This window comes from Flavobacterium flevense (assembly GCF_900142775.1).
GTDB lineage: Bacteria > Bacteroidota > Bacteroidia > Flavobacteriales > Flavobacteriaceae > Flavobacterium > Flavobacterium flevense.
Genome location: NZ_FRCC01000004.1, coordinates 254982 through 273402, shown reverse-complemented (window position 1 = coordinate 273402; position 18421 = coordinate 254982). Strand labels below are relative to the sequence as shown.

Here is an 18421-nt window from a genome sequence, read left to right as displayed (position 1 = left end):
TTTCAAATCTTCCATTATGAAAAGAATAGTTATTGGCTTTATGATTTGTCTGCTTTTTGGAAATTGTAACAAAAAAGACAAAAGAAACATATCCAAGAGAAATTCTTATATTATTTCTTATGAAGATAAAAAACTCAGAAAAAATACAGACTCAATAGAAAGAAACAGCAACTTAAAAATCTTTTTACCTAAAGGATTTTATCGCGAAAACCAACTTATTATCGACAAAAATGGCAATTTGTTTTTTTACCAAAAGGAACATATTCGAATTTCATGTAACTACGGAAGCGAAAATGATACACTCCCACATTTTTTAGACTTACATCCAAAAGACATTGTTAAGATTCCTGAATCAAGTTTAAATGATTTTTTATCTGAAAACATTTTATCTAAAGAAAAAGACAGACAAGTTTTAATCATTGCATCTCAAAAAGACACAATTAAAAACATCGCATTCCTGGATTTTTTAAATGACAACAAAATACCCACTTATATAATTAGAAGAACCACACAAGAAGAAGATACAGTTTTGGAATATAAAAAAAATAACAAATATTACAATTCAGAAAACATTAGATGGGACAAAACTAGAATCAAACTACCGAGTATAAAACCATAAATTAAAATAACAAAACATTAAAAAATAAATTCAAAACAAAATAGTTATCTTTGAAAGAAAAAAGCATTATGGGAGCTTTAGAATTAAGAGACAATCTGTTACAATACATCAATCAAGCTGATGAACGACTTTTAAAAGTAGTAAAAGCCGTGATGGAGAGTTATTGGGAAGATGAAATTATTGCTCATACAATTGACGGAAAACCATTAACAAAAAAAGCATACAAAGAAGAATTAGATGAAGCTGTTGCTGAAATAAAAAAAGGTGATTTTACTACTCAGGAAGATTTAGAAAAAGAATCTGAAAACTGGTAATGGGTCAGTTAAAAGTAATTTGGACTCACAAATCAAAAGAGCAACTAAAAGCTATTTTTAACTATTATAAAATTGCTTCTCCACAAGCTGCAAAGAACATAAAAGATACTTTCTTAAATACTGCCAGCGAATTAGTCTTCAGTAAACAGTACCAACAAGATGAAATCGAGCCCGAGTTTAGAAGAATTATTATTAGTCATTACAAGTTAATTTATACAATAGAAGAAAATACAATCTGGATTTTACGAATTTTTGATACCCGAAAAAATCCTCAAAGTCAAATAACAGAAAAATAGAAATTGTGATTTAAAGACTCTGCGATTTTTTTACTCTCAAAGTACTTCAAAACGAAAATGGAATTTTATAATGAGATTGCTTCGTTCCTCGCAATGACTCTGCAATCTAAAATTAAAATTACATTCCCGTTCTGATGGCTTCCACAGGATCTAATCTCGAAGCTGAAATAGCTGGCAAAATTCCTGAAATCAATCCTATAATTCCCGCTAATCCGGTTCCTAAAAGAATATTTCCCAATCCCAGCACAAATTCAAAATCCAAAGCTTTTGTTAAACCAACAGCAATTCCCCAAACCAGCAACAAACCTATTGCACCGCCGATTACAGATAAAATTATTGCTTCGAATAAAAACTGGAATAAAATAAACCGATTCTTTGCTCCTAATGATTTTTGGATTCCTATCAAATGCGTCCGTTCTTTAACTGAAACAAACATGATATTTGCAATTCCGAATCCACCAACTAATAGCGAAAATCCACTTATCACCCATCCTCCTAATTTCATACTACCAATAATCCCATCAATAAAATCAGTAAATCCGGAAAAAACATTAATAAAAAAATTGTCCATTTCCCCTGCTTTAATACCACGATAAGCACGTAATTTTTGAGAAATCTCAGCTTTATAAGCTTCCATATCCACACCATCTACAGGCTTAAAAACAATTACATTAGTCAAAGAAGTATTGTTGTCACCAAACTTTTGCCGAATAAAATTAACCGGAACATAAGCCGAAGAATCATTGCTGTCACCAAAAAGCCCTGCTCCTTTTTTAGTCAGCACCCCTATTACCGTAAAACGCTGACCATACAACCGAACATCTTTCCCTATGGGATCTACACCATCAAACAAAGAAGTTGCAATTTCACTCCCAATCACAACCACCTTTGCTCCTGAATTCCCTTCTGCTTCATTGTAAAATCTTCCTTTTTCAAATTCGAGACGTTCAATATCCACAAATTCATAAGAAACAGGAACAATATTAACATCACTTACTATTTTCGAATCGTATTTAATCGTTTCACTTTTTGTGAATATTTGATAACCCAGTTCAGCGGTATTGGTCATTGCACCTTTGAGATAAACATATTCATCATATTTCACATTAGGAAATTGTTCTCTTTTCCATTTTGGAATATCAGAAGGTCCAAAAGAAAATTTCATTAAATAAATCGTATTCTTATCTAAACCACTCAAATCATTAGTGATTTTTCTGTCTAATGAATCTACTGCCGCCAAAACAGCTATGATTGAAAAAATCCCAATAGTAACTCCAAGTAATGAAAGTAAGGTTCTCAGTTTATTATTGCGCAATGCATTGATAGCAAAAGCAAAGCTTTCTTTTAACAATCGAAGATATAGTAACATAAAAAACTATTTTTAACAAGGTAAAATTCTGTAAATATTATTCAAAAACCTAATATAAAATTGGTTTAACACAATAAAATCCAGCTATTTCCCTTAGATTTAAAAAAAGTCAACTAAATATAAATTATCTTATTTCCAGATAGCTAATTTTCACATTAAAAAACTACTTTTGCATTTTATAATTAAAACTATTCATGAGCACATCTAAAACAATTCAATCTGCATTAATTTCGGTTTTCTCGAAAGAAGGTCTTGAGCCTATTGTTAAATTCTTACACAGTCAAAATGTAACTCTTTACTCAACAGGAGGAACAGAAGATTTTATAAAAAATTTAGGCATTCCTGTAGTACCAGTTGAAGAAGTAACTTCATACCCATCCATCCTTGGAGGAAGAGTAAAAACATTACACCCTAAAGTTTTTGGAGGAATCCTCAACCGTCAGGATAATGAAAGTGATGTGCAACAAATGGAAGAATTTAATATTCCGCAAATTGATTTAGTTATTGTTGACTTGTATCCATTTGAAAAAACAGTTGCTTCAGGAGCAAATGAAGCTGATATTATTGAAAAAATTGATATTGGTGGTATCTCATTAATTCGTGCTGCTGCAAAAAACTTCAAAGACACTGTAATCGTAGCTTCTATGAACGAATACAGCTTGTTTTTAGATATGATTACAAAGCAAAATGGAGCAACGACTCTGGAAGACAGAAAATTATTAGCTACTAAAGCGTTCCACGTATCTTCCCATTATGACGGAGCTATTTTTAGTTATTTTAATACTGACGAAACTATCTATAAAGCAAGCATTGCTGATGGTCAGGTATTGCGTTATGGAGAAAATCCACACCAAAAAGGATTTTTCTTTGGAGATTTTGACGCCATGTTCAAAAAACTACACGGAAAAGAATTATCATACAATAATTTATTAGATGTAGATGCAGCAGTTAATTTGATTAACGAATTCAAAACTGACGGTCCTACATTTGCAATATTAAAACACAATAACGCTTGCGGATTAGCTTCAAGAAATACCATTAGCGAAGCTTATTTAGCAGCACTAGCTTGTGACCCTACATCAGCATTTGGAGGAGTTTTAATTTCAAATACTAAAATTGATGTGGCAACAGCTACTGAAATCAACAAATTATTCTGTGAAGTTGTAATTGCTCCTGAGTATGATGCTGAAGCAGTGACTATCTTACAAGAAAAGAAAAACAGAATTATTCTGGTACAAAATAATGTTGAATTACCACAAAAACAAGTTCGTACATGTCTTAACGGATTGTTAATTCAGGAAAGAAACAACATTACAGACAATAAAAAAGATTTAACTACCGTTACCATTACAAGTCCAACGGAGCAAGAAATTGAAGATTTAATTTTTGCTTCTAAAATTTGTAAAAACACCAAATCAAATACAATTGTTTTTGCTAAAAACGGAACTTTAATTTCATCTGGAACAGGGCAAACCTCAAGAGTAGATGCATTGCAACAAGCAGTTGAGAAAGCAAAACATTTTGGATTTGATTTAACAGGAGCGTCTATGGCAAGTGATGCTTTCTTCCCTTTTCCAGACTGTGTAGCTCTTGCAAAAGAAGCTGGTATCACAGCTGTAATTCAACCGGGCGGATCAATTAAAGACCAATTGAGCATTGACTATTGCAACGAAAATAATTTGGCAATGGTATTTACCGGAACACGTCATTTTAAACATTAATTTGACTAACTTTGTACGCTCCTAATTTATAACTTTTAAACCCCTAAAAAACTTATGGGATTTTTTGATTTCATGACCGAGGATATTGCGATAGACCTTGGTACCGCAAACACACTAATCATTCACAATGATAAAGTAGTTATTGATAGTCCATCTATCGTTGCCCGTGACAGGATCTCGGGTAAAATCATTGCTGTTGGTAAAGAAGCCAATTTGATGCAAGGTAAAACGCATGAAAACATTAAGACGATAAGGCCTTTAAAAGACGGTGTAATTGCTGACTTTGATGCTTCTGAAAAGATGATCAATATGTTTATCAAAAGCATACCAGCATTAAAAAAGAGAATGTTTACACCGGCATTAAGAATGGTGGTTTGTATTCCATCCGGAATTACTGAAGTTGAAATGAGAGCCGTAAAGGAATCTTGTGAACGCGTAAACGGAAAAGAAGTATACCTGATTCATGAGCCAATGGCAGCTGCAATCGGTATTGGAATAGACATCATGCAACCAAAAGGAAACATGATTGTTGATATTGGAGGTGGTACAACTGAAATTGCTGTAATTGCATTAGGCGGAATTGTATGTGACAAATCGGTAAAGATTGCCGGTGACGTTTTCACTAACGACATTGTATATTACATGCGTACCCAACACAATTTATTTGTAGGAGAAAGTACTGCTGAAAAAATAAAAATCCAGATTGGTGCTGCCATTGAAGATTTAGAAACTCCTCCGGAAGACATGTCTGTACAAGGTAGAGATTTGTTAACAGGAAAACCAAAACAGGTTGACGTTTCTTATAGAGAAATTGCAAAAGCTTTAGATAAATCAATTCAGCGAATCGAGGATGCGGTAATGGAAACTTTATCACAAACTCCGCCGGAATTAGCTGCTGATATTTACAACACAGGAATCTACCTTGCAGGTGGAGGTTCTATGTTAAGAGGTCTGGATAAGCGTATTTCCCAAAAAACAGATTTGCCTGTATATATTGCAGAAGATCCTTTAAGAGCAGTGGTAAGAGGAACAGGAATGGCTTTGAAAAACATTGGAAAATTCAAAAGCATATTAATAAAATAAGTCTGTTACTGTATTTAATTTATAAACTATAGCAGTTCAGGAATTAAACGCCAAAAGCCTATTTTGAAATTAATAATCACATAAGAGAATGCAGCAAATATTCAATTTTATATTCAAAAACAGTACTAGATTACTGTTTTTGCTGTTATTATGCGTTTCGCTTTTGCTTACGATACAGTCTCATTCTTACCATAAAAGCAGAATCATCAGTTCTGCAAATTTTTTAACTGGCGGTGTTTATGAAAAAATAAACAACATTACCGAATATTTAAATCTTAAAACAGAAAATGATGCTTTGGCACTGGAAAACGCCCGACTTAAAAGCGTCCTTTTCAACATGAAAGATACTTTGACAGTAAAACGACTGGAAAACATGAAAAACATTGCTCCGGAAGACGTTTTAGTATCTAAAGTGATTCACAATACTTACAATACTCACGAGAATTTCCTAACCTTAAATTCCGGTTCTAACGACGGAGTAAAACCTGATATGGGTGTTATCAACAGCTTGGGAATTGTGGGAATCATAGACAGAACATCACCAAACTACTCGACTGTAATAAGTATCCTGAATGTTAAATCGCAAATAAATGCTAAAATCAAGAAATCAAATCATTTTGGTTCTTTGAGTTGGGATGGAAAAAGCACTGGTTTTGTTCAGCTTACAGATGTTCCAAGATTAGCAGCCATCAGAAAAGGAGACACTATTGTAACCGGAGGACAATCCGTTATTTTTCCGGAAAATATAAACATTGGTACTATCCACAAATATTACTATGAGGAAAAAACGAACTACTACGTTATAGATGTTAAGTTATTTAATGATATGACTAACTTAGGTCATGTTTATATCATCAAAAGTAAAGACAGAGATGAAGTTAATAATTTAGAAAAAATGAGCAAAAAAGATGAATAGCACTTTGTTAGTCAATATTTTTCGGTTTATTTTATTATTAGCCGTTCAGATTATCATATTTGACAATATGACTTTCTTAGGTTACATAATGCCTTTACCTTACATATTATTTATTATTTTATATCCTGTAAATTCTAATAAACCCTCTTTATTAATAAGCAGTTTTTTATTAGGATTAACAATGGATTTCTTCTCTAATTCGGGTGGAATTCATGCTACGGCCTGCCTTATTTTAGCTTTTTACAGACCTTATCTTTTTAAATTCGCTTTTGGTGTCAGTTATGAATACCAAACCATTAAACTGAACGAATCATTAACACCAGAAAGGTTTTCATTCATTCTCCTAGCAGTGGTAATCCATCATTTTACCCTGTTTATTTTAGAGGCATTTCAGGTTAGTTTCATTTGGGACATCCTAATAAGAACCTTACTGAGTACCGTATTTACAATAATTAGTTGTATTATTATAATATATCTTATTAAGCCCAACAAACGATGAGAAAACTTCTGCTGCCTTCTATTATTATTATTGCAGCATCCTTGCTCCTGATTCGGATTTTTTATTTGCAGGTTATCAATGATACTTTCAAATTAAAATCGGAGAATAATGCTATTAAAATACAATATGACTATCCGGAACGAGGATACATTTATGACCGAAACGGAAAACTCTTAGTTGCCAATCAGCCTTCTTATGATATCATGGTGATTCCCAGAGAAATAAAAAATCTGGATACTTTAGAATTTTGTAAGTTACTAGATGTTACTAAAGAAGATTTTTTAGAAAAAATAGCTAAAGCAAAAATCTACAGTCCGCGGCTTCCTTCAATATTTTTACCGCAATTGAACAAAAGCGAATATGCTGCTTTTCAGGAAAAAATTCGAAAATTTGAAGGATTCTATGTCCAAAAACGTTCCCTTCGGGATTACGAAGTCGATTTTGGTGCTAATATATTTGGTTTCATCACGCAGGTAAACGATCGAATAATTGAAAAACATCCCTATTATAAAAGTGGTGATTTAATAGGGAAACAAGGTGTTGAAGAATACTATGAAGACATTCTTCGTGGAATAAAAGGAGTAAAATATTTCCAGAAAGACAAATACAATCGCCTGATAGGTTCTTACAAGGAAGGAAAATACGATACTATTGCCGTTCCGGGAGAAGACATTAACCTGACAATTGATGCTGAAATTCAGCGTTATGGCGAACAATTGATGATTAATAAAAGAGGTGGAATTGTAGCAATTGAACCTAAAACAGGCGAAATTCTCGCTTTAGTAACCGCTCCCTCTTATGATCCAGCTATTTTAGTGGGCAGACAACGCTCTAAAAACTATACTTTATTGTATCGTGATTCCATTGCAAATCCATTATACGATAGAAGTTTATTAGCCGAATATCCTCCCGGATCACCATTTAAAATCCTCACGGGACTGGTTGGTCTTCAGGAAAATGTTATCGATGAACACACAAGTTTTATGTGTCATCACGGATTTAGTTATGCTCCTGGTCGATTTATGAGGTGTCATGGTTTTGGACCACATCAATTGAATAATGGAATTTACAATTCTTGCAATTCTTATTTTGCAAATGTTTATTTGCGTATAATTGGAAAATATAGAAACACACCTTATGCTGTGGACACTTGGAGCAATCATGTCAAAAGCTTCGGACTGGGACAATTTATGGGGTACGATTTACCAACAGGAAGAAGAGGAAAAGTCCCTAATTCTAAATTGTATAAAAAAATATATCCTGATTGGCATTATAGTGGAAAAACAATTATTTCAAATTCTATCGGACAAGGAGAAGTTTTAATGACACCCATCCAATTAGCCAATATGATGGCTACTGTAGCCAATGAAGGCTATTATTATACGCCTCACATTATTAAAAAAATTAAGGGAGAAAGAATTGATGCAAAATTCAAGGAAAAACATACAACAACTATTGACAAACAATATTTTAAACCTGTCATCCAAGGATTATTTGATGTTTATAATTTTGGAACAGCAAGTGCATTGCGGGTAGACGGAATTGACATTTGTGGAAAAACAGGAACTGCAGAAAATTTTGCTAAAATTGGAGGTAAAAGAGTGCAATTAGAAGACCACTCCATTTTTGTTGCTTTTGCACCTAAAGACAATCCCAAAATTGCGATCGCTATCATGGTAGAAAATGGTGGATTTGGATCCAGAATTGCAGGACCAATTGCGAGTTTAATGATTGAAAAATATTTGAGAAAGAAAATAACCAGAATCGACTTAGAAAAGCGTGTACTTGGAATTAGCTTAAAAGATCAATATGCTAAATTAGGAGGGATGAATGAAGCCAGTGCTATAGAAACCACTCCAAAAGACAGTATAAGCCTGCGTAAATACAAAGAGACTAAAACAAATACGGTAACTGATACCACCAAAAAAAATAATTAAGAGATTCTTTTACAAATGAAAAATCAAAGTGTAAAGAAAAATATTGACTGGATATGTATTATTATATATAGTGCGTTAGTGATTATGGGATGGTTGAATATCTACTCCTCGTCACTCTCCTCTCCTGAAGAAACGTATCAGAAACAATTGGTATTTATTTTATTGACCATCCCTTTGATTTTTATCATTCTTGCTGTCGATGGAAAATTTTATGAAAAATATGCCAGTGTTATCTATATAATAGGATTGTTATCTCTTGCCGGATTATTTGTTTTTGGTAAAACGATAAAAGGACAGACAAACTGGTATTCTTTTGGTTCTTTTGGTATACAGCCTTCTGAATTTGTAAAAACAGCAACATCACTTGCAATTGCAAAGTATTTAAGTGACAGTCAGATTAATTTAAAAGACACTAACCGACAAATGCAGGTTCTTTGTATTCTGGGCTTACCCATCTTACTTATCGTTCCTCATGACCCGGGAAGTGCTTTAATTTATTGTATGATTATTATTGTTCTGTATCGCGAGGGATTACCTGCCTGGTACATCTGGACGGGATTCATAGCCATTCTGTTATTTGTATTTACGCTGATATTCGAACCCATATATGTTATTTTATTTGCTTTAATAACTACTATTATTGTTTATTTTAAATCAAGATTAGCCGATAGAAATATTGTTGCCAGCAGCATTCTATTTGTGCTGATGTCTGGATTTGTACTATCTGTAGATTATGTTTTTGACAATGTATTCAAGCAACACCACAGGGATCGATTTAATATTTTACTTGGAAAAACAGTAGACTTAAAAGGAATTGGATATAACACCAACCAATCTGAAATTGCCATTGGATCCGGAGGCTGGTTTGGAAAAGGCTTTCTGGAAGGAACGCAGACCAAAGGTGGTTTTGTACCGGAACAGCATACTGATTATATTTTCACCACAGTAGGGGAAGAATGGGGTTTTATTGGTTCACTAGTTGTGGTAGGGCTTTTTGTAACCTTAATTTTAAGAATTATATATTTGGCCGAAAGGCAGAAAACTAAATTCAGCCGGGTATATGGTTATTGTACCGCCGGAATTTTATTCATTCACTTTTTTGTTAATATCGCGATGGTTATTGGTGTTTTCCCAACTATCGGAGTTCCACTTCCTTTCTTTTCTTATGGAGGTTCGGGATTATGGGGATTTACGATTTTGCTTTTTATTTTCCTTAAAATGGATGCCAATAAAGTAAATGAGTGGTAATTCTTCTTTAAATTGGAGAAATTATTTAGCCAGCCAGGAATTAAGATTTACGCTTTTTTCCAACTCATTTTCTGTCTTATCTTCTAATTTTGGGAAGAAATCAATCCCTGTCATCGTTTCTAATGCATCAACCGAAACTACATAATTAAATATAGGCTTACTGCTTTTTTCATTGGGAACTAAAAAAGCCAGCATCTTATAATTTCCTTTAGAAGGACTTAAAAGAATTTTATAAAAATGATTGGGAACAATTACTTTTTCTGTTCCAATAGACTTTGAACTTCCTTTTAACACCCCTCCTGTAACCACAATCAACCCATCATTTTTTACTGCCCAAAAACGAATTTTCTGTTCTAATCTGTTCCAGATTCCGGCATTAAAATCATGATTTTGCGGACTTATATTCGAAGTATAAAAAGTATCATTATAGGCATTAATATCAAACTCCATATCGGCAGCGGGACACAAATGACCTTTATCAAAACCTGACTTTTTATAATTCCTCCAATCGGCTGATTTAGTTATTACCTTAGGATCTTCAATAAAATAAGGACGTTTAAAATCATTGTTCTTAATATAACTTTTCTTTAATTCATAAGCAACCCATTCAGCCTGCTCTGCATTTTCATTGTAAGACAACGTAAAATAATCGTGTTTTACAATTTGGGAAGTAGTGGATGAAGGCAAATAAAAACTCAAATCCTTAACGGATACTGACGATTTATCTTCATCAGGATTAACAGCCGGAATAGCAGCATTTTGCAAATCAAGTATATCTTTCCAGCTTACTTCTTTACAGGAAATAAGAACAAATCCAAAAACAATAACTCCTAAAATAAATTTCTTATTCATAAACCTAAACTTGTATTCCAATAAAAAACGCTCTGGAAACTAAAATTCCCAAAGCGTTCTTATCATTACTATTATTGTATCTAATTTGTTTTAGCCAATTTTTCTTTTTTCAGTTTATTGGCAGGAAGAGGGGTTTTGTTTGTTTTGTTCAAACTAACTTTAGTTTGTAAATCATCCAGGACATTCAAAGCTTCTTCTACATAAATATCCTTAGCTAAACTCTCGTGCCAACGATCTCTCTTCTCTTTCAAAACATTATCCTTACTCATTTGTTCCGTTTCATAAGGTAAAGAAGTAAATTTCAGATCATTTTTGTAATCAAAGATGGGCTTGTATTTTTTAGCTTTTTCTTCAATAGCGCTTTGAGCCTTTTTAAACTTATCAATATTCAGGCTGTACTCATTTTCTTCACTTCGGGTATCAATCCATTTTGCATTTTCCTCAATTAATTTAAATTGTGGGTTAGCAGCAATACGCTGTTTACTATGTAAAATAGCCTTAGCAAAATTGCTGTTATTATTCCAAACTGAATAATCAGCAGGATCTATCTTGTCCCAAGGCATTGCATTTTCTACATCGCGTTCGCCCATTTTCAGGTAAGAATATCTGTCCGGCATTACCACATCACTGCTTACACCTTCTAATTGTGTAGAACCACCATTAATTCTGTAGAATTTTTGAGTAGTGGTTTTAAGCGCTCCTAAATCTCCTAATTCATTACTACGTACAAACTGATTTAAATCGATCACATTTTGTACCGTTCCTTTACCATAAGTTTGTTTACTACCAATAATTACTCCACGTTTGTAATCCTGAATAGCGGCAGCTAAAATCTCAGAAGCCGAAGCAGAAAAACTATTCACCATAATTACTAATGGCCCGTCCCATTCTATCTTTTTATCCCTGTCGTATAAAACCTCTTTTTTTCTGCCTGCTGATTTTATTTGGACAATAGGACCCTGCTCAATAAACAATCCTGCAATATCTACCACAGTAGACAAAGATCCTCCTCCATCATCACGAACATCCAGAACGATACCATCAACCTTAGCTTGTTTAAGGCGTTCTACTTCTAAAGCAATATCTTTTCCGGCATCTCTGCCTTCTTTATTTTCAAAATTGATGTAGAATTTAGGCAAATAAATCACACCGTATTTCAGTCCGTTTTTGTTAACAATACTGGATTTAGCATAGGTTTCTTCAATTTCAACAATATCTCTGATTATCGAAATCACCTTAATAGTTCCGTCTACTTTTTTGATGGTCAAACGCACTTCAGTCCCTTTTGGTCCTTTGATTTTTTTAACCACATCATCAAGACGCATCCCCACTACATCTACCGGCTGACCATTTCCCTGAGCTACTTTCATAATCACATCTCCTGCCTCAAGTTGTTTTCCTCTCCAGGCCGGTCCTCCTGAAATCAATTCAGAAATTTCAGTATAATCGTTTTTCTTTTGTAAACGCGCACCAATACCTTCTAAAGTTCCGCTGATACTTACATCAAAACGCTCTTTTTCCTCCGGTGCAAAATAATTGGTATGCGGATCAAAACGAGCGGTAATGGAATTGATATAAACAGAAAACCAGTCATTTCTATCCAAATCTTTCATAAACCCAAAGTACTCATCAAGAGATTTAGAGGTATTCTCACGAGTTTCTTTTTCTAATTCTTCAAAAGATTTAGGTTTACTGTCTGCTGCTGTTTCTTTTTCATCCACTTTAGCTGTTTCCTCTTCCTCTAATGGATTTCCCGGAATGGCAACTTCATCTTTAGAAACCTTTCCTTTATTCTCCTGAATTTTTAATTTATCTGTCAATGACGAAAGCGTGGTTAACTTTAATTGTTTTCTCCAGCGTTCTTTTAATTCTGCTTCATTTTTAGCATAAGGTGCTTTTTCATAATCGGTATTAAAACTCTCATCAATAGTAAAATCAAATGGTGATTTTAAAATCTCTTTATACAATCCCTGACTTTCTTTCATTCGTTGCATCAGACGTTCATAAGACAAAGTAAAAAATGTCAGGTCTTTATTGATCAATTCGTCATCAAGTTCTAATTCGTATTTTGAAAATTCATCAATATCCGATTGCAGAAAGAAACGTTTTGAAGGATCTAAAGCCTGAATATAATCTTTATAAACTCCTTTAGAAAAAGTATCATCAATAGCAGCAGGATCATAATGTCCTTTTTCTATTACAAATGTTAATAATTCTAAAAGCAATTTATCTTTATCGGGGTCGGTTTCAGAAGCCGATTTCATTTTAAAAGCAAACAATGTTACCGATAAAATAACAACGGCAAGAAGTAATTTATAATTTCTCTTCATAAGACTAATAATAGTATTCATCCAAATTTTTAAACTAAGTTACGGGAAAAACTATGCCAAGGATTATAAGGCTTCCCTAATTTTTTGTTAAAGATATAAAAATGTTTTTTTTACAATAGCAATAATCATGCAACTAAATAAATTTTATTTACTTTGTTTAAAATATTTCTTTTTGAGAACTTTTGTTTAACAAACTACTACAACCATGACTAAAAACAAACCCCTGATTTTAATCACTAATGATGATGGTGTTACAGCTCCCGGAATCAATGCTTTAATGGCTGTCATGGCAGAAATTGGCGACATTGTAGTAGTGGCACCTGACAAACCGCAAAGCGGAATGGCTCATGCTATTACCATGAGTGAAACTTTATATTTAAACAAAATTTCAACAGAAAATGATCCTGTTACTGTTTACAGCTGTTCAGGAACCCCTGTTGATTGTGTAAAAATAGCCGTAAAAGAAATCCTTAAAAGAAAACCTGATTTATGTGTTTCCGGAGTCAATCACGGCTCTAATTCTTCTATAAATGTGATCTATTCAGGAACAATGAGTGCGGTAATTGAAGCCGGAATAGAAGGAATTCCGGCGATAGGATTTTCACTTTCCGACTTTAACTGGAATGCCAACTTTGAAGAAATCAAACCTTTTATTCGAAAAATAACTTTAGAAACCCTAAAAAACAAATTACCAAAAGATGTCGTTTTGAATGTAAATTTTCCAAAACTAAAACAAAAAGACATTAAAGGGATTAAAATTTGCCGTCAGGCGAAAGCTTTCTGGGCAGCAAAATTTCATAAAAGAGAAACTCCACAGGGACGCGATTACTACTGGTTGTCGGGCGAATTTACAAATCCGGATCAGGGTGAAGACACTGATGAGTGGGCTTTAAACAACGGATACATTTCCATTGTTCCGGTTCAGTTTGATTTAACCGCATACCATGCCACAAAACAACTCAATACCTGGAACTGGAACGAATAAATTAAAACTTAAAAGCGGCTCTTTATTTGATTCCTCAACATGGAATGGTTAATTTTGGATACTGATTTTAAAACAAGCAGCATACAATGAAATACTACATTATAGCCGGAGAGGCATCAGGTGATTTACATGGTTCTAATTTAATGAAAGCTATTTTTAAAGAAGATTCCAGTGCTGAAATCCGGTTTTGGGGTGGTGATTTAATGCAAAATACCGGTGGAACTTTAGTAAAACATTATCGTGAATTAGCATTTATGGGATTTATAGAGGTGCTGTTTAATTTAAAAACTATTTTAAACAATATTAAATTTTGCAAAGAAGATATTCAGCAATTCCAGCCTGATGTTATTATTTTTATTGATTATCCGGGTTTTAATATGCGTATAGCGCAATGGGCTAAAGAAAAAGGAATTAAAACACACTATTACATTTCGCCCCAAATATGGGCCTGGAAAGAAAACAGAATCAAAGCGATTAAAAGAGATGTAGACAAAATGTATGTGATTTTGCCTTTCGAAAAAAACTTTTACGAAGACAAACATCATTATCCGGTAGATTTTGTGGGACATCCGCTTATTGATGCCATTCAAAATCAGAAGCCAATAGAACCTGCTACTTTTAGAACTGAAAACAATTTAAGCGAAAAACCGATTATTGCTTTACTACCGGGAAGCCGAAAACAGGAAATCACTAAAATGCTTTCGGTGATGCTTAGCGTAGTAGATGATTTTCCGAATTATCAGTTTGTAATTGCAGGAGCTCCCAGTCAGGAATTTTCTTTTTACGAAAATTTTATTACTAAAAAAAACATCCGCTTTATCTCAAATAAAACGTATGATTTACTTAAAATTGCTCATGCAGCATTAGTTACCTCAGGCACTGCAACATTAGAAACAGCACTTTTTAAAGTTCCGGAAGTGGTTTGTTATAAAGGAAGCTGGATTTCGTACCAAATCGCAAAACGCATTATTACCTTAAAATACATCTCATTAGTTAACTTAATTATGGATGAAGAAGTAGTAACCGAATTAATTCAGGACAACTGCAATACTAAAAACATAAAAAAGGAGTTAACTAAAATACTGGATTCCCAATACCGTCAAAAACTGCTGGCTAAATACGATATATTAGAACAAAAGTTAGGCGGAACCGGTGCAAGTGAAAAAACAGCTCAATTAATTATTGCCCATTTAAATGCGTAACAAAAGCCTTTTAAAACCGTTATTTTATTTCATTATTTCATCAATTATCTTTACTTCCTGTAAATCTACCGCTGTAGCAACCGGCAAAAAAGAGAAAAACAACAACCTCCATCTGGCGGAAAAAATAATCAAAACGGCATCTAAAAATCTGGGTGCTCCATACAAATATGCCGGAACAACAAAGTCAGGTTTTGATTGTTCAGGATTGGTTTTTTCGACTTTTAATCAATATGATATCAAACTCCCGAGAAGTTCTGCTGAGCAATCTAAAGTGGGGATTGATCTGGGAAAAAATATTTCGAAAGCTCAAAAAGGAGATTTAATCTTTTTTAAAACTAATAATCGAAATAAAATCAACCATGTGGGCATCATTACAGAAACTAAAGATGATGAATTGCAGTTTATTCACTCTTCCACTTCCAGAGGTGTCATAATTTCCTCAACCAAAGAAGCTTACTACGAAAAAACTTTTACCCAGCTCAATAGAATTTTACCTTAAAAAAAATATCCATATAGAAAATTCGTACTTTAGAAACATGAAAGTACTTGAATTTCCGTTAGCCAGAATCACTTTAGGTTTCCTACTGGGAATTATGACGGCTTTTATTTGTAATCCAAATCCAAAATGGATTTTCGGGCTTCTTTTTATCTTCTTATTAACAGGGAGTATTTTTGCTTTTTTAGTTAGCAAAATCCCAAATGCCAGATTCTATTCTTCCCTTCTTAGCTATTTAATTTCTTTTCTCATAGGAATGAGCAGTTTGATTATCCAAACAGACTCTTTCCGAAAAAACAATTACAGTAACCACAATATTTTTAAAAAAGAGCATTCTGTTACACTTATTATTAGAGAAAAACTAAAAAACACTACGTACAATCAGCGTTACATCGCTTTGATTACATCGATAGACCATACAAATTACAGTGGGAAAATTTTACTGAATATCCCTAAAAGTCTGCCTAAAACATTTGAAGTGGGGCATATTTTACGCATTCAGGCATATATTCAAAAGAACAAGAATCCTGATAATCCTAATCAGTTTGATTATGGAAATTATCTCAACAACAAGCAAATTTATGCTCAGCTATATGCAAATCCAACAGCTATTGAGCAAAGTTCTGAATTTCAAAAAGACAGCTGGTTTTACATTGCTAAAATCAGAACCCGAATTCTTCACAACTTAGAAAAAGCAAATTTTAATTCCACAGCACTAGCCGTAGCCTCTGCTTTGATTTTAGGTCAAAGACAGGATATTGCTCCTGAGATTATTCAGGATTATCAGTATGCAGGCGCCATTCATATTCTGTCCGTTTCCGGATTGCATGTTGGTTTTATATTTCTTTTTTTAAATTTCATATTAAGCCCAATCCCAAATACCCGAAAAGGCTCCTTTTTAAAATTAACTATCATAGTAAGCAGTTTATTCTTTTTTGCTTTCATTGCCGGATTATCACCATCCATTGTCCGATCAGTCGTTATGTTTTCGTTTGTTGCCATCGGATTACATCTTCGAAGAAGCGTTAACATCTACCATACTTTGTTAGTTTCCATATTATTGATCTTACTTTTTCAGCCCTATTTCCTGTATGATGTAGGCTTCCAACTGAGTTATTTAGCGGTGTTTTTCATTGTTTGGTTCCAACCCGTTTTATCCCAACTTTGGAAACCAAAAAATAAAATTATAAAATACAGCTGGGATATTTTAACGGTTTCTTTCGCTGCACAAATAGGCACTTTGCCTTTAAGTTTGTACTATTTTCATCAATTTCCCGGATTATTTTTCGTCACTAATCTGTTCGTTATCCCATTATTAAGCATTATAATGTTTCTGGGAATAGTAGTTATGGCATTTGCGGCAATAAACTTCACTCCCTTTTGGTTAATAAAACCATTGGAATGGAGTATATATTTACTTAACAAAATCATCAATACCATTGCTTCATTCGAACAATTTATTATCAGAGACATACCTTTTAATTTTAGCATGCTTACTTGTAGTTACCTCTTAATTATTGCATTTGTCATTTGGCTTAAAAAACCCTATTTTAAAAGTTTATTATGGGTAATGCTTGCCATTATCGGATTCCAATTAGCAGTATTGCGCAACAACTGGCAAGTCCGGCATCAGAAAGAATGGCTTGTTTTTAACCAAAAAAGAAACACCCTCATAGTTAAGCGGCAGGGTAATGAAGTTTTTCTTTACTCCAATGATAGTGCTGCCGCAAAAAGCAAAATGCTCAACTCCTATTTAATTGCAAATTCTGGTCAGCTAAAAAATCAAAAACCATTACAGCACACGGCATATTTCAAGGAGAATAAAATTCTTATTCTGGACAGTGCCGGTGTTTTTATAAAAAACTCAAAACCGGATATAATTTTGCTTACCCAATCGCCTAAAATAAATATAGAACGAATGCTTCTCTCCTTACAACCCAAACTGGTAATTGCCGATGGTTCTAATTACAAATCGCTGTTAGCGCAATGGGAAATGAGTTGTAAAAAACAAAAAATCCCTTTTCATGCTACAGCCGAAAAGGGATACTTTCAATTAAAATAATTGTATTTCCTAAATTTTATTTTTGACTTAAAATTCCATTAGCCACTTCTAGCCATGCCACTGGACCTCCGGGAACATAACCTGTTTTCCCTAAAGCTTGTAAATTAAATTTTTCATCTTTCTTCTCTCCTTTTACAAAATAAACTGTTGGATATCCCTGAACACCTAAAACATTTTGTATTTCATAATTTTGCTGCTTAATTTCAGGAGTCTGAGGTACACTTCTAGGGTAGTCTAACTCTACTAAAATTACATTATCCTTTGCCCATTTAGTAAATTCAGGCGTTTTTAAAACTTCTTTTTGCAAACGAATACACCATCCACACCAGTCACTTCCGGTAAAAAACAACAGTAAAGGTTTATTTTCTTTCGTCCCAATAGCAATGGCTTCTTTTACATCATTGTGCCATTTTAGCTCCTGAGCCTGTGCTGAAACCATAGCTAAACAAAAAACAGCGATTAAATATATTTTTTTCATAATTGATTTTTAAA

The 18421-nt window shown here is 33.5% G+C and carries 17 protein-coding genes; 13 read left to right on the top strand and 4 right to left on the bottom strand.

Going from position 1 to position 18421, the window contains the following annotated elements:
• Nucleotides 1-16: 16 nt before the first annotated feature.
• From BUB89_RS09115 to BUB89_RS09105, 3 genes are read left to right on the top strand one after another with little or no spacing between them, the layout of a single operon-like run.
• Entirely contained in the window at nt 17-619 is a 603-nt protein-coding gene (locus BUB89_RS09115; protein ID WP_073244215.1) for a hypothetical protein, read from the top strand.
• A 50-nt stretch (nt 620-669) separates the two neighbouring features.
• Nucleotides 670-933 carry a hypothetical protein gene (locus BUB89_RS09110; protein ID WP_141384381.1) on the top strand — a complete coding sequence of 88 codons (264 nt, stop codon included), beginning with the start codon at nt 670-672 and terminating at the stop codon, nt 931-933.
• A complete protein-coding gene (locus BUB89_RS09105; RefSeq protein WP_073244211.1) occupies nt 933-1229 on the top strand; it encodes a type II toxin-antitoxin system RelE/ParE family toxin in 297 nt (98 codons plus the stop codon). The genes BUB89_RS09110 and BUB89_RS09105 overlap by 1 nt, the downstream gene beginning before the upstream one ends.
• A gap of 118 nt (nt 1230-1347) precedes the next feature.
• On the opposite strand, the gene BUB89_RS09100 is transcribed toward BUB89_RS09105, so the two are convergent.
• Complete coding sequence (locus BUB89_RS09100) at nt 1348-2598, bottom strand: ABC transporter permease (protein ID WP_073244209.1); 1251 nt, start codon at nt 2596-2598, stop codon at nt 1348-1350.
• Between the two features lie 194 nt (nt 2599-2792).
• Here BUB89_RS09100 and purH point away from each other — a divergent pair, with 194 nt between their 5' ends.
• The 6 genes from purH (at nt 2793) to rodA (ending at nt 10002) form a co-directional block, all read left to right on the top strand.
• Entirely contained in the window at nt 2793-4319 is a 1527-nt protein-coding gene (purH, locus tag BUB89_RS09095) for a bifunctional phosphoribosylaminoimidazolecarboxamide formyltransferase/IMP cyclohydrolase (RefSeq protein ID WP_073244207.1), read from the top strand.
• 54 nt (nt 4320-4373) lie between these two features.
• Nucleotides 4374-5402 carry a rod shape-determining protein gene (locus BUB89_RS09090; RefSeq protein ID WP_073244205.1) on the top strand — a complete coding sequence of 343 codons (1029 nt, stop codon included), beginning with the start codon at nt 4374-4376 and terminating at the stop codon, nt 5400-5402.
• 88 nt (nt 5403-5490) lie between these two features.
• Entirely contained in the window at nt 5491-6318 is an 828-nt protein-coding gene (gene mreC / locus BUB89_RS09085; protein ID WP_073244203.1) for a rod shape-determining protein MreC, read from the top strand.
• On the top strand, nt 6311-6817 hold the full coding sequence (locus BUB89_RS09080; protein ID WP_073244200.1) for a rod shape-determining protein MreD: 507 nt from the start codon (nt 6311-6313) through the stop codon (nt 6815-6817). The genes mreC and BUB89_RS09080 overlap by 8 nt, the downstream gene beginning before the upstream one ends.
• Nucleotides 6814-8754, top strand: coding sequence for a penicillin-binding protein 2 (gene mrdA / locus BUB89_RS09075; protein WP_073244198.1), 1941 nt, complete (start codon nt 6814-6816; stop codon nt 8752-8754). The genes BUB89_RS09080 and mrdA overlap by 4 nt, the downstream gene beginning before the upstream one ends.
• Before the next feature lie 15 nt (nt 8755-8769).
• Nucleotides 8770-10002: a rod shape-determining protein RodA gene (gene rodA, locus BUB89_RS09070; RefSeq protein ID WP_073244196.1), complete on the top strand. Its 1233-nt coding sequence runs from the start codon at nt 8770-8772 to the stop codon at nt 10000-10002.
• 21 nt (nt 10003-10023) lie between these two features.
• Here rodA and BUB89_RS09065 read toward each other — a convergent pair whose 3' ends face one another.
• Nucleotides 10024-10854, bottom strand: a complete 831-nt coding sequence (locus BUB89_RS09065) for a DNA/RNA non-specific endonuclease (protein WP_073244194.1) — start codon at nt 10852-10854, stop codon at nt 10024-10026.
• Nucleotides 10855-10934: 80 nt separating this feature from the next.
• Nucleotides 10935-13205, bottom strand: coding sequence for a carboxy terminal-processing peptidase (locus BUB89_RS09060; RefSeq protein ID WP_073244192.1), 2271 nt, complete (start codon nt 13203-13205; stop codon nt 10935-10937).
• A gap of 184 nt (nt 13206-13389) precedes the next feature.
• Here BUB89_RS09060 and surE point away from each other — a divergent pair, with 184 nt between their 5' ends.
• From surE to BUB89_RS09040, 4 genes are all read left to right on the top strand, one after another.
• Complete coding sequence (gene surE / locus BUB89_RS09055; RefSeq protein ID WP_073244190.1) at nt 13390-14169, top strand: 5'/3'-nucleotidase SurE; 780 nt, start codon at nt 13390-13392, stop codon at nt 14167-14169.
• Nucleotides 14170-14255: 86 nt separating this feature from the next.
• Entirely contained in the window at nt 14256-15371 is a 1116-nt protein-coding gene (gene lpxB, locus BUB89_RS09050; RefSeq protein ID WP_073244188.1) for a lipid-A-disaccharide synthase, read from the top strand.
• Nucleotides 15364-15870, top strand: coding sequence for a C40 family peptidase (locus BUB89_RS09045; protein ID WP_073244186.1), 507 nt, complete (start codon nt 15364-15366; stop codon nt 15868-15870). The genes lpxB and BUB89_RS09045 overlap by 8 nt, the downstream gene beginning before the upstream one ends.
• A 37-nt stretch (nt 15871-15907) precedes the next feature.
• Complete coding sequence (locus BUB89_RS09040) at nt 15908-17929, top strand: ComEC/Rec2 family competence protein (RefSeq protein ID WP_073244184.1); 2022 nt, start codon at nt 15908-15910, stop codon at nt 17927-17929.
• 16 nt (nt 17930-17945) lie between these two features.
• On the opposite strand, the gene BUB89_RS09035 is transcribed toward BUB89_RS09040, so the two are convergent.
• On the bottom strand, nt 17946-18407 hold the full coding sequence (locus BUB89_RS09035) for a thioredoxin family protein (RefSeq protein WP_073244182.1): 462 nt from the start codon (nt 18405-18407) through the stop codon (nt 17946-17948).
• Nucleotides 18408-18421: the final 14 nt, after the last annotated feature.

Bases quoted from the DNA above. Each gene is read 5' to 3' on its own strand.
- surE (WP_073244190.1), top strand. From the start codon at position 13,390: ATGACTAAAAACAAACCCCTGATTTTAATCACTAATGATGATGGTGTT.
- BUB89_RS09100 (WP_073244209.1), bottom strand. From the start codon at position 2,598: ATGTTACTATATCTTCGATTGTTAAAAGAAAGCTTTGCTTTTGCTATC.
- BUB89_RS09090 (WP_073244205.1), top strand. From the start codon at position 4,374: ATGGGATTTTTTGATTTCATGACCGAGGATATTGCGATAGACCTTGGT.
- BUB89_RS09040 (WP_073244184.1), top strand. From the start codon at position 15,908: ATGAAAGTACTTGAATTTCCGTTAGCCAGAATCACTTTAGGTTTCCTA.
- BUB89_RS09045 (WP_073244186.1), top strand. From the start codon at position 15,364: ATGCGTAACAAAAGCCTTTTAAAACCGTTATTTTATTTCATTATTTCA.
- purH (WP_073244207.1), top strand. From the start codon at position 2,793: ATGAGCACATCTAAAACAATTCAATCTGCATTAATTTCGGTTTTCTCG.
- BUB89_RS09035 (WP_073244182.1), bottom strand. From the start codon at position 18,407: ATGAAAAAAATATATTTAATCGCTGTTTTTTGTTTAGCTATGGTTTCA.
- lpxB (WP_073244188.1), top strand. From the start codon at position 14,256: ATGAAATACTACATTATAGCCGGAGAGGCATCAGGTGATTTACATGGT.
- rodA (WP_073244196.1), top strand. From the start codon at position 8,770: ATGAAAAATCAAAGTGTAAAGAAAAATATTGACTGGATATGTATTATT.
- BUB89_RS09060 (WP_073244192.1), bottom strand. From the start codon at position 13,205: ATGAATACTATTATTAGTCTTATGAAGAGAAATTATAAATTACTTCTT.
- BUB89_RS09115 (WP_073244215.1), top strand. From the start codon at position 17: ATGAAAAGAATAGTTATTGGCTTTATGATTTGTCTGCTTTTTGGAAAT.
- BUB89_RS09105 (WP_073244211.1), top strand. From the start codon at position 933: ATGGGTCAGTTAAAAGTAATTTGGACTCACAAATCAAAAGAGCAACTA.
- BUB89_RS09080 (WP_073244200.1), top strand. From the start codon at position 6,311: ATGAATAGCACTTTGTTAGTCAATATTTTTCGGTTTATTTTATTATTA.
- mrdA (WP_073244198.1), top strand. From the start codon at position 6,814: ATGAGAAAACTTCTGCTGCCTTCTATTATTATTATTGCAGCATCCTTG.
- BUB89_RS09065 (WP_073244194.1), bottom strand. From the start codon at position 10,854: ATGAATAAGAAATTTATTTTAGGAGTTATTGTTTTTGGATTTGTTCTT.
- mreC (WP_073244203.1), top strand. From the start codon at position 5,491: ATGCAGCAAATATTCAATTTTATATTCAAAAACAGTACTAGATTACTG.